At 29.3% G+C, this 961-nt stretch carries 1 protein-coding gene; it reads right to left on the minus strand.

Features of this window, described 5'->3' with window-relative positions:
- Window positions 1-194 precede the first annotated feature (194 nt).
- Window positions 195-461, minus strand: a complete 267-nt coding sequence (locus HWX04_RS08210; RefSeq protein ID WP_175869629.1) for a hypothetical protein — start codon at window positions 459-461, stop codon at window positions 195-197.
- Between the last annotated feature and the right edge of the window lie 500 nt (window positions 462-961).

The raw sequence follows: 961 nt of genomic DNA on the forward strand, positions 1-961 counted from the left end.
GAACTGTTATGAATGATAACGGCTTTTCATTTCATTTAAATGACGCATGCGTTATAATATTTGCATCATGATTTGCTTTTTATGGTCTATTTATACGTGACAATTGTTTATAAAAAATGGTCAATTTAAACATGCATAGAAGTGTGGATTCTTAAGTGAATTCATATAAAATAATTGCACGCAACATATTGACTTTATTGTATTTTTATATATAATGTGTTATTATCTTTTAACAAAGACTCTATAATCGGAGGTGGTCTCAAAGTTCCAAAATTTGTAATCATTGCCAAAATTTTTAGTGCATTTGGGGTTTCATCTTGAAGCTTTAATATTAAAGCTTTTTCTATCGCATCCATAGTCTCAATAAGAGTATTAAAAACCTTGTCTTCAATATCATCACGATCAGAAAACTGATACAATGCCATCCATAAATCGCATAAAAAGTCGATACTGGTATTCATTGTACACCTCCATGGATTTGCTCTCTTAAGCATGCCAATCCTCTGGAGGTGATTTTCGTTGAAGGCAGCACCTTTAAGAAGATCGCTATAATGCCTTGCAAGTTCTCGCGCTTCTTTTAAAGAAAGTGAAACATAAATGCATAATTTCCATTATTAAAAAGATATTGATGTGGGTACTTTTGAAAGTCGGAAAGCCAAATTAAAAGGAAGTGATCAAGTGATTGATCGCTTTGCACCTACCCCACACCATTTTCTCTAAAAACTGTATGCAATTGATATTCATCCATCTTTAAAAAATTAAAAGACTTATAAACCTTCTTTCAAAAATAAAATTTAAACCCCTCTTTTAACGAGGTAAAAATTTTATTAATTAATTAGCGCAAAATTCAAAAATAATTATTGTAAATAAACTAATCACTCTATTTTACAAAAGTGTTAGTATTTTTAAAATCCAATTATGAAATTTATTCATTCAGACTTAAACAATTATATATTGTAAC

The organism is Bartonella gabonensis, assembly GCF_903679515.1.
Taxonomy (GTDB): Bacteria; Pseudomonadota; Alphaproteobacteria; order Rhizobiales; family Rhizobiaceae; genus Bartonella; species Bartonella gabonensis.

Bases quoted from the DNA above. Each gene is read 5' to 3' on its own strand.
- HWX04_RS08210 (WP_175869629.1), bottom strand. From the start codon at position 461: ATGAATACCAGTATCGACTTTTTATGCGATTTATGGATGGCATTGTAT.